Here is a 12,216-nt window from a genome sequence, read left to right on the forward strand (position 1 = left end):
TTGCCTAGGCGGTCCGCAGAAAGCGGTCCAGGACGCGGACTCCGAAGTGGAGCGCCTCGACCGGGACGCGCTCGTCGACCCCGTGGAAGAGGGCCTGGTAGTCGAAGCCCTCCGGGAGCTTCAGCGGCGAGAAGCCGTAGCCGGTGATGCCGAGCCGCGAGAACTGCTTGGCGTCCGTGCCGCCCGACATGCAGTACGGCACCACGTGCCCCTCGGGCGCGAACTCCTCGACGGCGGCCCGCATCTTCGCGTACGTCGGCGAGTCCACCGGCGCCTGGAGGGCCACCTCGCGGTGGTGGTACTCCCACTCGACCTCAGGTCCGGTGAGCCGGTCGAGGGTCGTGCGGAACTCGTCCTCGCCGCCCGGGAGATACCGTCCGTCGACGTACGCGACAGCCTCCCCCGGGATCACGTTGATCTTGTAACCGGCGTCCAGCATGGTCGGGTTGGCGCTGTTGCGCACGGTCGCGTCGACCAGCCTGGCGGCCGGACCGAGCTTCTCCAGGAGCCGGTCCACGTCGTGCAGGTCGGTCTCGATGCCGTAGAGCGCGGCGAGTTCGCCGAGCGCGGCGCGCACGGTCGGGGTCAGCCGCAGCGGCCACTCGTACTCGCCGATCCGCGTGATCGCCGCGGCGAGTCGGGTGACGGCGTTCTCCTGGTTGACCTTGGATCCGTGCCCGGCCCGCCCGCGCGCGGTGAGCTTCAGCCAGCCGGTACCGCGCTCACCGGCCGCGATGGGATACAGCTGCCGCCCGCCCCCGTCGTGAAAGGTGAAGGCACCCGACTCGCTGACGCCCTCGGTGCACCCCTCGAACAGCGCCCCGTGCTCATCGGCGAGAAACCCGGACCCGTCCTCCGCGCTGGCCTCCTCGTCCGCAGTGAACGCGATCACGACGTCCCGCGGGGGCCGCACCCCCTCCCGCGCCCAACTCCGCACGACGGCAAGGATCATCGCGTCCATGTTCTTCATGTCGATCGCGCCCCGCCCCCAGACGACCCCGTCGCGGATCTCCCCGGAGAAGGGATGCACGCTCCAGTCGCCGGCCCGGGCGGGCACGACGTCGAGATGACCGTGCACGAGCAGCGCATCCGCCGACGGATCGGTGCCCTCGATCCGGGCGACGACATTCGTACGCCCCTGGGTGCGCTCCAGCAGCACGGGCTCCAGGCCCGCCCCGGCCAGCTGCTCGGCCGCGTACTCGGCGGCCGGCCGCTCCTGGCAGTCCCCGCCCCCGCGGTTGGTGGTGTCGATGCGGATGAGGTCGGAGGTGAATCGGACGACCTCGTCGAGTGCCTGCGCGTCAGCCATACTGCTCCTCCACGGCGGCCGAGACGATCGTGGTGACCGCCTTGAAGGTACGGATCCCCTCGTACATCGTCTCGCTGGTGTACGCCACCTTCCGCTCCCCGATGCGGTCCACGCCGGGCACGACGGTGGCGGCCATGGCGAGATGCTCGGCGTCGAACTCGAGCGCGACGGTGAACGGCCCCGCGTGGAGCGGTTCCTGACGGACCGCCAGCCGGGCGGCCTCCTTGGCGGCGGCCCGGATGTCGGCGGCGGTCCTGGCCGGCGTACGGCACACGGCCGCGTACCGCGAGACATGGTCCTTGACCGCGACCTTCAGCGCCTCGGGCGCATACCCGAGGGCGTCCTCGCAGGCCACGTCGTCACCGGTCACCAGGACGACGGGTACCCCGTACTCGGCGACCACGCGCGCGTTGAGCAGCCCCTCGCTCGCCCGTACGTCGTTCAGCCACACCCCGGTGATGGAGTTGGCGAGGTACGTGTGCGCGAGCACTCCCTCCATCCCGGCGCCGGCGTGATACCCGACGAAGGCGATCCCGTCGACGTCACCGTGCTGCACGCCCTCCACCATGGACAGGGACTTGTGCCGCCCGGTGAGCATCTGCGTGCGCTCGTCGAGCCGCTCGAGCAGCAGGTTGCGCATGGTCCAGTGGGCCTCGTTGACGAGCACCTCGTCGGCACCGCCGTCGAAGAACCCCAGCACGGCGGCGTTGACGTCCGAGGTGAACATCGAGCGGCACCGCTCCCACTCCGGCGTCCCGGGCAGCACGTCGGCCGGCCAGGTCACCCCCGTGGCACCCTCCATGTCGGCGCTGATCAGGATCTTCATGATGCGTCACGTTACGCGCCGCAGGGGGAACGGGCCAGGAAGCGAAGAAGTCAGAGCGTACGGCCGAACAGGTCCAGCACCGCCGCCCAGTGCCGCTCCGTCGCCTCCGCGCTGTACATCGCCGTGTCCGCCTGCGTGAAGCCGTGGTGGGCGCCTGCGTAGACCTCGGTGCGGTGACGGACGCCCGCCGCGGTCAGGGCCTTGTCCAGCCGGTCGATCTGTTCCGCGGGGTTGGTGGCGTCCTGGTCCGCGTGGCCGAAATAGAGCTCGGCGGTGATGCGGTCGGCGAGCAGGTGGGGGCTGTCCGGGGCGTCGGTGGCGAGGTAGGCGCCGTGGAAGCCGGCCGCGGCGGCGACCCGGTCCGGGTAGGTGCCGGCGGTGCGCAGGGTCAGGCCTGCGCCCATGCAGTAGCCGGTGATGCCGGCCGGACCGTCGGTGGTCAGCGGAGAGGCGGCCAGCCAGTCCAGGTAGGCGGCGGCGTCCCGCATGGCCGCCTCGGGGGTGAGGGTGCGCGCGTGCGGGCCCAACTGCTGGATGATCTCCGGGCGTTCGGCGGGGTTGATGAACTCCGGGAGTTCGACGAGGGGGGCGCGGCCGGAGCGGTGGAAGACGTTGGGGACCAGCACCGTGTAACCGGCCCCGGCGAGCCGGTCGGCCATCGACTTCAGGTGCGGGCGCAGGCCGAAGGCGTCCATGTAGAGCAGCACGGCGGGGTGTGCGGCGTTGTCGTCGGGGTGGGCGAGGTAGGCGTCTGCGGTTCCGTCGGGGGTGGTGATGTCGACGGGGCTGCCCTGTACGGCGGTCATCGGGTCGTCTCTCAGTTCTCTCGGGTCGCGGCGTCGGTCAGTTCCTTCACACGGGCGGCGGGAACCGGGACGCCCTGCGACGCGAAGAACCAGCGCTGCGCATCCTCCTGGCTCAGTCCTTGCGGCCGCTCCCCCATGTACGGCTGCACATAGGCCGGCGTTCCGGGCGCGAGGCGCCAGCTGTCGGCGAGGGTGCCGGTGTCGACAGCGTCGTAGCCGAGGGCGTCGAGCAGTGCGATCACCTGCGCATTGGCGGCCGAGTCGTCACCGGCTACGGGCAGGGCGCTGCGGTCGGTGGCGCCCGCGGGGCGGGCCAGCGTGACCAGGTGGTGGAAGTCGATCGTCGCGAACGTCTTCACCACCCGGGAGCCGGCGAGGTGCCGCTGCACCAGGGCACTCGAGGTCAGCTCGCCCGTGTCCAGCCCGGCGACGGCGCCGTCGCGCTGGGGGTGGAACACCATCGCGTCGATGACGGTCCGGCCCGCGAGGTCGGCGGCCGGCAGCCGGTCGTAGGCCTTCAGCGGGACGGCCGCCACCACCAGGTCACCGGCGCGGGCGGCCTCGGCGGGCGTGGCCGCGCGGGCCTGGGTGCCCAGTTCGTCGACAAGACCGATGAGGGTCTTTGGCCCGCGGGAATTGCTGAGCACCACGTCGAGACCGGCCGCGACGGCCAGGCGGGCCACGGCACCGCCGATCATGCCGCTGCCGATGATCCCCAGGGTCTTCGCCACCGTGGCGCACCTCCGCGTCGTATGTGAAACTGAGTGTCACACTAGCCACTGAGTTTCGACACTGCAAGCCAGAGTCGGCACGACGTTAGGATCGGGGCGTGACCGGAGCAGCGCGTACGAACACGAGGGACATCGCCAGGGCCGCCGTGCGGGCCGAACTCGCCCAGGTGGCCTTCGAGTTGTTCCGTCGCGAGGGCTTCGACAAGGTCACGCTCGACGACCTCGCGGCGGCCGCCGGGGTGTCCCGCAGCACGTTCCTGCGCTACTTCGGCACCAAGGAGGACGCCGTCCTCGGCGCCTTCGACGGGCATGACCGGCGGGTCGCCGACGCGCTGCGCGCCCGCCCCGCGGGCGAGGACGAGTGGACGGCGCTGCGGCGCGCCCTGGACACGGTGATCGAGCGGTACCACGTGGATCCGGCCGGGTCCCTGGAGACGACCCGGCTGGTCCGTGACACCCCGGCGCTGTGCGCCCGGCATCTGGAGAAGCAGTACAGCTGGCGCCCGGCCCTGACCGAGGCGCTCGCCGAACGCGCCGGTTCCGACGCCCCGACGCTCGCCCAGTCGGTCCGCGCGGCCGCCGCCCTGGACTGCCTGAACGTCGCCCTGGACCACTGGCTCGCCTCCGACGGCGACCTGAACCTGGTCGGCCTGCTGGACGAGGCCTTCGCGTCGCTGGCGACGGGGTGAGCGCGCGCCGTCGGTCTCCCTGACAGCCGCGGGCGCCCACCCCACCCGTGGTGGTCAGCGCGGGACGGCGACCGCGCTGAACGTCGTCTCCGGTGTCTGCGGGCTGGTGAACCGGGCGTTGACCAGGTACAGGCGGTCGCGGAACTGCGCGGCGGTGGTGGGGACGTCGAAGCGCGGGTCGGTGATCGTGCGGCGCAGGGTGGCCGTGGTGGCCTTGGCGTCGAGGTCGAACACGCTGATCAGGTTCAGGCGGTTCTGTACGACGTACAGCGTGCGGCCTGTGCGCCACAGGCCGTCGCCGTTGACCACGGTGTCCGCGCCGACCAGGGCCACCTCGGTGGCGTACCCGGTCTTGAGGCTGACGTTGTAGAGCTTGCCGGGTGTACTGCTGACCACGATCAGGCCGCGGCCGTCGGGGGCGGAGACGATGCCGTTGGCGTTGTTGACGTCGGGCGTCTGCACCCAGTCGCCGGTCAGCGGCAGGGTGCGCACCTCGCCGTCGCGGCCACGCGGCACGCCGTACAGGGCGGCGGCGCGCGAGTCGGTGAACCAGGCGCGGTCGCCGAGCAGGGTGATGTCGTTGATGAAGTGGCCGGTCGCCTCGGTCAGTCGGAACGTGGTCAGGACCTCGCCGGTACGGGAGTCGTGGACGCGGGCGACTCCGGTGCTGCCCGCGACGTAGAGCAGGCCGTCGCGGTCCAGCTTGAGGCCGACGGCCACCTGGCCGGTCGCGCCCGCGTAGAGCACCTCGCCCTCGCCGGTACGCAGGTCGGTGCGGTAGATGCCGCCGTTGGCGCGCGAGCCCATGTACGCGTACGGCTTGCTGCCGATGGTGATGCCCTCGGGCAGCCAGCCGTCGGGGAGCGGGAACTCGGTGGGCCAGGTGGCATTCGAGGTCGCGTTCGCGGTGCCGGCGCCGGCCGTCACCGCGAGGGCGGCCAGCGCGGCACCACCGAGCACCGCGCGTCGGGTCGGGTGGGGGTGGGTCGGGGTCATGAGCGGGGGCCTCCATGGCATCGGTTTCGTTGACAACTGCTGCAACAACTACGCTGACAATTCGGCGAGTTGGCAACGAACCAGTGCCACCGGGGGTTCCCTGAACCCCGACTGCCGCCCCTGTCACACCGTGCGCCCCACCACCAGCCACTTGGAGGGCAGCTCGATCCGCGTGCCGTCGGGCGTGAACTCCGTCGTGGTGAGCGGAAGTTCGCCGCTCGCCAGGACGCTGAGGCCGGCCGCGCGCAGATACTCGGGCACGGCGTCGTCGGCCACCTCGCCGGGCGCGATGCCGTGCCGGAAGATCGGCGCGAGCTTGGGCGGCGGCCCTGCGGGGTTCTGCGCCAGGCCCATCAGAACGGGCTTGGCGGCCTCGGAGAGTTCCACCAGGAAGGCTCGGCCGCGGTCGCCGACGAGCGTGGCTATCCCGTCGGCCATGGGCTGCCGGTCGTCGGGGTCGACCTGGTGGAGCACGCCGCGCATGTAGACGTTGGCGTCGCCGAGTTCGGCGTGCAGCGTCTCCGTCTCACCCTTCTCGACGGCGTCGAGCACGCGGTACGTCGCCTGTCCGGCGGGGTCGGCGGTCCGGGCGTGGTCGAGCGCGGCGGCGGACAGGTCGGCCCCGACGACGTGCGGGAAGCGGTCGGCGAGGAAACGGGTCTGGGTGCCGTTGCCGCAGCCGAGGTCCACCATCGCCAGACCCGGGTCGGCGAGATGCGGCTCGAACAGGGCCAGGTGGATGCCGACGGTCAGGGCCGGCTCCGCGTCCCATAACACCGCCCCCTGTTCCTCGGGGGCCTCACGCCAGAAGCCCTCCCAGGCTTCCCGGTACCGACTCGTCACGCTCATGACCGACTCCCCAGGGTGCGACACCGGCCCGTCTCCGGTGACGGGCCAGTACGGTCTATCGCGCACCGGTTCCGGCCACAAGCGCGTCGCGCATACCTTCACGCCGCATTCGATACGCGTACGCCCCCACGCGCCTCTCGCGCCCCTGACGTACGGTCAGCGGCGCGGCAGGGTCAGCTCGAACCAGACGGTCTTGCCGGCCTTCGTACGGCTCGTGCCCCACTCCCGGGCGAGCGTGCTGACCACGCGCAGTCCGCGCCCGAACTCGTCGGCCGGCCCGGCGCTGCACAGCGTCGGCAGCTCGTGGTCGTCGTCGTCCACCTCGCACAGCAGGGTGTCCCCGCGGATGAGGCGCAGTTCGACGGGCCGGCTGTGGGAGTGCCGTACGGCGTTCGTGACGAGTTCGCTGACCAACAGCTCTGTGTTGTGGGCGAGTTTCGCGAGCCCCCAGTCGTGGAGTTGTTCGCGGACGACGGCACGCGCGCGGCCGACCTCGATCGGGTCGAGGGCGAGGCGCCACTCGGCGACGTCGTCGGCCCCGATGCCGTTGAGGCGGGCCATCAGCAGGGCCACGTCGTCCTTGCGGCCGCCGCGTGTGTTGAGGGCGCGGATGATCGTGTCGCAGGCGTCGTCCATGGAGGCGGCCGGGTGGGCCGCGGATTCGCAGAGCGTGGCCAGGCCCACGTCGATGTGCTCGCCGCGCACCTCGACGAGGCCGTCGGTGCACATCACGATCCGGTCGCCGGGCTCCACGCGCACGCGTACCGCCTCGAAGGGCACCCCTCCGACGCCGATGGGCGCACCGGTCGGCAGGTCCAGCAGTTCGCTTCGCCCGTCCTCGGCGCGGACCAGCACCGGCGGGATGTGGCCGGCGTTGGCGAGGTGCAGTTCGCTCGCGATCGGGTCGTAGACGGCGTACAGACAGGTCGCCAGGTAGTTGTCACCGAGGCGCTGGGCGAGGTCGTCGAGGTTGCGCAGGAGCTGAGCGGGCGGCAGGTCCAGGGCCGCCATGGTCTGCACCGCCGTACGCAACTGGCCCATCATGGCGGCCGAGTTGAGGCCGTGGCCCATGACGTCGCCGACGACGAGGGCGGTGCGGGCGCCGGGCAGTTTGACGGAGTCGAACCAGTCGCCGCCGACGCGCCCCAGCAGGGTGCCGGGCAGGTAGCGGGTGGCGATGTCGCAGCCCGCCATGTGCGGCGGGATGTGCGGCAGCATGCTGTCCTGGAGGGTCTCGGCGACGCTCTCCTGGTAGGTGTACATGCGTGCGTTGTCGAGCACGAGGCCCGCGCGGGCGGCGAGTTCGGCGCCGGTGACGCGGTCCATGTCGTTGAAGACGGGCCGCTCCGGGTGGCGCAGCAGGATCATGAAGCCGAGCACCACGTTCCGGGCCTTGAGCGGTACGACCAGCATGGAGCGGTGGGTGATCAGCGGCCGGATGTCCCGCTTCTCGAACTGGGAGGCGATGGCGTGGCCCATCTCCTCGGTGATGCGCGGCACGAGGACGGGCCGGCCGCTGGTCATGCACTGGAAGAACGGCGTGTGCGCGGGAAAGGGCATGGCCTCGCCGACCGGCACGACGTCGTCCCAGCGGCCGGGCTCGTCGGTGTGCTCGACGGCGACGCGGTGCCACATGGTGGTCGTGTCCGGCACGCCCTCGGGGAACCCCTCGCCGGCGACGACCTGCTCGCGCAGATACGTGCCGGCGACGTCCGTGAAGCGCGGTACGACGGCCCGGCTGACCTCGATGATCGTCCGGGACAGGTCGAGCGAGGTGCCGATCTGCCCGCTGACCTCGTTGAGGAACTCCAGGTGTTCGCGTACGGCGGCGTACTCCAGGTCCTCGCCCTCGTCGGCGAGTTCCTGCGGCACCGGCAGGCCCTCGGCCGCCGCGCGGGCGGCCCGCTCGCGGCGCGCCTTGCGCTCGGCACGCCGGGGCACGCCCCAGTCGGGGGTGACGGGCACCCGGTCGTTCTGGCTGAACTCCAGGACGGGATAGCCCAGTTCGAGGACCTGAGAGACGATGCGGGCGCTCTCGTCGACGCTCATGCTGGGCAGGATCTCGGGCAGCCTGCCGGCCAGCTGCTCGGCACCGGGGAAGTCGGTGTGCAGGGCGAAGGCGGGGGCGATCCGCTCGAACGCCAGGTCGCCGTCGAGGCCGTCGGGTTCGTCCTGGCGCATGCCCGCGGTGTCGGCGGCGAGCACGAGCAGCCGCTCGTGGCCCGGGCCCACCAGGGGATACGCCCACCACAGCACGTCGATTCGGTCGTCATCGCGGTCGCGCTCGGGAACGGTGAGGCGGGCGCGGCCGGCGGCCGGGTAGGAGAGCCTGCCGTCGAGGGAGGTTTCGAGGTCGGGGCCGAGTCCGTCGTACGTCCCGTAGGCCCCGTACGGTGTGATCTCCTCGTCGTCGGGCAGGGCGCCGGAGACGGGCAGCAGGTCGGCCGCCGAGCGGCCGAGGGCGTCCTCCTTGGGGACGCCGAACAGACGGCGTGCGCCGGTGCTCCAGTGGGACACGAGGCCTTCGCGGTCCACGACGACCACGGCCAGCGGGATGCGGCCGGCCGCGGCGGACTCCGCCCCCGCGCCGCTCCCAGCTCCGCGGCTGGGAGATACGTCCCTCTCGGTGCCACGGTCCATGGCCCAGGCCCTCTCTCCCCACGGCTCCGCAAAGATCTGTGCCGCCTACTCCACCGTACGGCTCCGCCCGATCGTGATGTGCGGCAATGCGGGAATTGATGCGGTGGCGGAGCCTCGGCGCGCGGGGCGCGCGCCGGTGGTGAAGCGGCCGCGCGTGCCCCAACCGTTCAGTCCTCGTGCCCCAGTTGCAGGTCGCGTTCGGTGCGTCCGCCGCCCGCCACCTGGAGCACCGTGGCGACCGGCGGGTAGCCGGCGGCGATGACGGTGTACTCGCCGGAGGACAGGTCGACGAAACGGAACGTTCCGTCCAGCCCGGTGGTGAGCGAGTCGACGACGTTGCCGGCCGCGTCGAGCAGCGTCACGCGCGCGTCCTCGACGGGCCTCCCCCACCCTTCGGGCGGGGGGACCCCCATCTCGCTTCGCTCCCCGCTCACCCGTACCGTGCCGCGCAGTACGGCGCCGCCGGCGAGTTCGATGTCCTGGCGGGTCTCCCGGGCGCCCTGGACGGTGACGGGGAGCGCGGCCGGGCGGTACGCGGGCGCGCCGGCGGCGGCGAGGGTGTACTCGCCGGCCACCAGCTCGGTGATGACGTAGCCGCCCTCGCGTCCGCTGCGGGTGGTGGCGACGACCTCGCCGTGCACGTCGGTGAGCGTGACGGTGGCGTCCCGCACGGGGGTGCCGTCCGCGGTGCGCACGCTGCCGCAAAGGCGTCCCGCGCCGCCGAGGACGACGTCTAGCTCGACGGGCCGCTCGCCGACGGTCACGGAAACGGCCTGCGGCTGGTGGCCGCCCGCGGCGGCGATGAGGATGTACGCGCCGGAGCCGGGCGTGGCCAGCGCATACCGCCCGTCCTCGCCGCTCGCGCCCCGCCCGATCTGCTGTCCGGCCACGTCGATGAGGGTGAGCGCCGCTCGCGGGACGACGGTGCCGTCGGAGTGCTGCACCGTGCCGCAGACGGGGATTCCGGCGGCGTACGGCGAGCGGAGCGAGATGGGGGTCCCCCCGGCCGAAGGCTGGGTGCGGGCCTGCGGGACCTGGGCGTTGAGGGTCGCGGGTTCCGTTTCGGCGGCGTTGTGGGACACCAGTGGTTTCTCCTCGAGGAAGAACGCGATGAGCAGGCCGAGAGCGAGCACCGGTACGAGGTAGAGGAAGATCCGGGGCATCGCGTCGGCGTACGCCCGGATGTAGCCGTCGCGCAGCGGCGCGGGCAGGGCGTGGACGAGCTGCGGGGTGATCGACTCCGGGTCGGGCAGTTGTGCACCCGCGCGCGTGGGGAGTCGTTTCGCGAGGGCGTCGGTGAGCCGGTCGGCGAAGAGGGTCCCGAAGACCGCGGCGCCGACGCTGCCGCCGATCTGCCGGAAGTAGTTGTTGGCACTGGTGGCGGTGCCGAGGTCGGCGGGGCGCACGGAGTTCTGCACGGCGAGGATCAGGACCGGCATCACCATGCCGATGCCCGCGCCGAGGACGGCCATCCAGATGCTGTACTGCAGCCGCGGCGTTTCGACCTCGAGGCGGGACAGCAGCCACATGCCGACGACGGACACGGCGCTGCCGAGGACCGGGTAGATCTTGTAACGCCCGGTGTGGCTGATGAGTTGGCCCGAGACGATCGAGGCGCCGACGATCCCGCCCATCATGGGCAGCATCAGCAGGCCGGATTCGGTGGCACTGGCCCCGTCGACCATCTGCAGGAAGGTCGGCAGATAGCTGGCGGCACCGAACAGGGCGACGCCGATGACCAGACCCACCAGGCTGGTGACGTTGAAGACGGAATCCCTGAACAGCCGCAGCGGGATGAGGGGTTCGGCGGCGAAGCGCTCGGCGACGACGAAGAGCACGGCGGCGGCGGCCGCTCCGGCGCCGAGACCGAGGATGACGCGCGAGTCCCACGCGTACTCGGTGCCGCCCCAACTGGTCAGCAGCACAAGGCAGGTGGAGGCGGCGGCGAGCAGCAGGGCGCCCAGGACGTCGAGCCGGGGCTTGACTCGCGGTTTCGGGAGCTTCAGTACGACGGTGACGACGGCCAGGGTGAGAAGGCCGAAGGGCACGTTGAAGTAGAAGCACCACCGCCAGGAGAGGTGGTCCGTGAAGTAGCCGCCCAGCAGGGGTCCGGCGACGGAGGCGAGGCCGAAGGCGGCGCCGATCAGGCCCATGAAGCGGCCGCGCTGCCGGGGCGGCACGATGTCGGCGATGATCGCCTGCACGCCGATCATGAGTCCGCCGGCACCGACGCCCTGGACCGCGCGGAAGGCGATCAGCTGGTCCATGGACTGCGCCCGGCCCGCGAGTGCGGAGCCGATCACGAAGACGACGATGGCGAACTGGAAGACGCCCTTGCGGCCGAGCAGGTCGCCGAGCTTGCCGTAGACCGGCAGTCCCACGGTGGCGGTGAGCAGATAGGCGGTGATCGCCCAGGACATCCGGTCCAGGCCGTGCAGCTCGCCGACGATCTTCGGGAGCGCGGTGGCGACGATCATCTGCTCCAGGGCGGCCAGCAACAGCGCCAGCATCAGCCCCAGAAACACCAACCGCACCCGGCGCGGGCTCAGTTCGACCGTCCCGGCGGGTGCGGCAGGGGGTTCCTGCGGGGGCGCCGCGGCCGCCTCACCCCGCAGTTCGTCCTGCACCAGCGTGGTCCCGTCCACGTACCGCTCCCCTCGTCGCGCCGCCGCACGGATTCCCGCTTGAGGCGACAACTACGAGCAGGCGCAACGAGTTACGGCAGATCGGTGTGGTGCACAGAGATCCACTCGAACCGGTGAGGGGGGCAACGACCGCCGGGCGCGCGGGACTTACTTCTCGACCTCGGTGGCGAGCTTCTCGAGCACGGCGTCGTAGATCCGGCCGAGGCCCTTGGGTGCGAAGGTCTTCTCGAAGAAGCCGCCGATGCCGCCGGCGCCGTTCCAGACGGTGGTGACGACGACGCGGGACTTGCCCTCGCCGGCCGGGGTGACCGTCCAGGTGGTGACCATGGAGGAGTTGCGGTCCTTCTCGACGAGCTGCCCGTCGGTGGGCTCGCCGACCTCCAGGAGGCAGTCGCGGACGCGCTTGCTGGTGGCCTGGAGCTTCCAGTGGACGAGGGTGCCCTCGCCGTCGCCGCCCTCGCGCACCTCGTACTCGCTGAAGTGCTCGGGCAGCAGCTTCGCGCGCGTGCCGCTGTAGTCGGCGAGGGCGTCGAACACCTTCTCCGCGTCCGCCGCGACGACCCGCTCCGTAGTGGCCTCGACCTGCGCCATTGCGTTCCTCCAGGACTTGCTTCTCTCGGGGTTGGGGCAAGCCAACCACCCCCGCCCACGGCCGCCCAAATCGGGGTGCCCCCGGACACCCGAAGCGATCAGGAAGAGGTCTTGCCCCGTAATTCGAACACGTG

Annotated in this window: 10 protein-coding genes; 1 reads left to right on the forward strand and 9 read right to left on the reverse strand. The window is 71.7% G+C overall.

Going from position 1 to position 12,216, the window contains the following annotated elements:
* Window positions 1–4: 4 nt before the first annotated feature.
* From ABZ880_RS18715 to ABZ880_RS18730, 4 genes are read right to left on the reverse strand one after another with little or no spacing between them, the layout of a single operon-like run.
* Window positions 5–1,309, reverse strand: a complete 1,305-nt coding sequence (locus ABZ880_RS18715) for a M20/M25/M40 family metallo-hydrolase (RefSeq protein ID WP_361263715.1) — start codon at window positions 1,307–1,309, stop codon at window positions 5–7.
* Complete coding sequence (locus tag ABZ880_RS18720) at window positions 1,302–2,135, reverse strand: M55 family metallopeptidase (protein WP_361263718.1); 834 nt, start codon at window positions 2,133–2,135, stop codon at window positions 1,302–1,304. The genes ABZ880_RS18715 and ABZ880_RS18720 overlap by 8 nt, the downstream gene beginning before the upstream one ends.
* A 50-nt stretch (window positions 2,136–2,185) precedes the next feature.
* Window positions 2,186–2,941, reverse strand: a complete 756-nt coding sequence (locus tag ABZ880_RS18725; protein ID WP_361263721.1) for a dienelactone hydrolase family protein — start codon at window positions 2,939–2,941, stop codon at window positions 2,186–2,188.
* Window positions 2,942–2,952: 11 nt separating this feature from the next.
* Window positions 2,953–3,672 (reverse strand): NAD(P)-binding domain-containing protein, encoded by a 720-nt coding sequence (locus tag ABZ880_RS18730; RefSeq protein WP_361263724.1) that lies wholly within the window; start codon window positions 3,670–3,672, stop codon window positions 2,953–2,955.
* A gap of 98 nt (window positions 3,673–3,770) precedes the next feature.
* On the opposite strand from ABZ880_RS18730, the gene ABZ880_RS18735 reads away from it, so the two are divergent.
* Complete coding sequence (locus ABZ880_RS18735; protein WP_361263727.1) at window positions 3,771–4,361, forward strand: TetR family transcriptional regulator; 591 nt, start codon at window positions 3,771–3,773, stop codon at window positions 4,359–4,361.
* A 54-nt stretch (window positions 4,362–4,415) separates the two neighbouring features.
* Here ABZ880_RS18735 and ABZ880_RS18740 read toward each other — a convergent pair whose 3' ends face one another.
* From ABZ880_RS18740 to ABZ880_RS18760, 5 genes are all read right to left on the reverse strand, one after another.
* Complete coding sequence (locus ABZ880_RS18740) at window positions 4,416–5,357, reverse strand: superoxide dismutase (protein ID WP_361263730.1); 942 nt, start codon at window positions 5,355–5,357, stop codon at window positions 4,416–4,418.
* A 123-nt stretch (window positions 5,358–5,480) separates the two neighbouring features.
* Window positions 5,481–6,206, reverse strand: a complete 726-nt coding sequence (locus ABZ880_RS18745; RefSeq protein WP_361263733.1) for a class I SAM-dependent methyltransferase — start codon at window positions 6,204–6,206, stop codon at window positions 5,481–5,483.
* Between the two features lie 156 nt (window positions 6,207–6,362).
* Window positions 6,363–8,846 (reverse strand): SpoIIE family protein phosphatase, encoded by a 2,484-nt coding sequence (locus ABZ880_RS18750; protein WP_361263736.1) that lies wholly within the window; start codon window positions 8,844–8,846, stop codon window positions 6,363–6,365.
* A 167-nt stretch (window positions 8,847–9,013) separates the two neighbouring features.
* The gene (locus tag ABZ880_RS18755; RefSeq protein WP_361263739.1) at window positions 9,014–11,491 is read right to left on the reverse strand and encodes a DHA2 family efflux MFS transporter permease subunit; all 2,478 of its coding nucleotides are present in this window, start codon (window positions 11,489–11,491) and stop codon (window positions 9,014–9,016) included.
* A gap of 147 nt (window positions 11,492–11,638) precedes the next feature.
* Complete coding sequence (locus ABZ880_RS18760) at window positions 11,639–12,082, reverse strand: SRPBCC family protein (protein ID WP_361263742.1); 444 nt, start codon at window positions 12,080–12,082, stop codon at window positions 11,639–11,641.
* Window positions 12,083–12,216 lie beyond the last annotated feature (134 nt).

This window comes from Streptomyces sp. NPDC047043 (assembly GCF_040644055.1).
GTDB lineage: Bacteria > Actinomycetota > Actinomycetes > Streptomycetales > Streptomycetaceae > Streptomyces.

Bases quoted from the DNA above. Each gene is read 5' to 3' on its own strand.
- ABZ880_RS18725 (WP_361263721.1), bottom strand. From the start codon at position 2,941: ATGACCGCCGTACAGGGCAGCCCCGTCGACATCACCACCCCCGACGGA.
- ABZ880_RS18720 (WP_361263718.1), bottom strand. From the start codon at position 2,135: ATGAAGATCCTGATCAGCGCCGACATGGAGGGTGCCACGGGGGTGACC.
- ABZ880_RS18740 (WP_361263730.1), bottom strand. From the start codon at position 5,357: ATGACCCCGACCCACCCCCACCCGACCCGACGCGCGGTGCTCGGTGGT.
- ABZ880_RS18750 (WP_361263736.1), bottom strand. From the start codon at position 8,846: ATGGACCGTGGCACCGAGAGGGACGTATCTCCCAGCCGCGGAGCTGGG.
- ABZ880_RS18715 (WP_361263715.1), bottom strand. From the start codon at position 1,309: ATGGCTGACGCGCAGGCACTCGACGAGGTCGTCCGATTCACCTCCGAC.
- ABZ880_RS18745 (WP_361263733.1), bottom strand. From the start codon at position 6,206: ATGAGCGTGACGAGTCGGTACCGGGAAGCCTGGGAGGGCTTCTGGCGT.
- ABZ880_RS18760 (WP_361263742.1), bottom strand. From the start codon at position 12,082: ATGGCGCAGGTCGAGGCCACTACGGAGCGGGTCGTCGCGGCGGACGCG.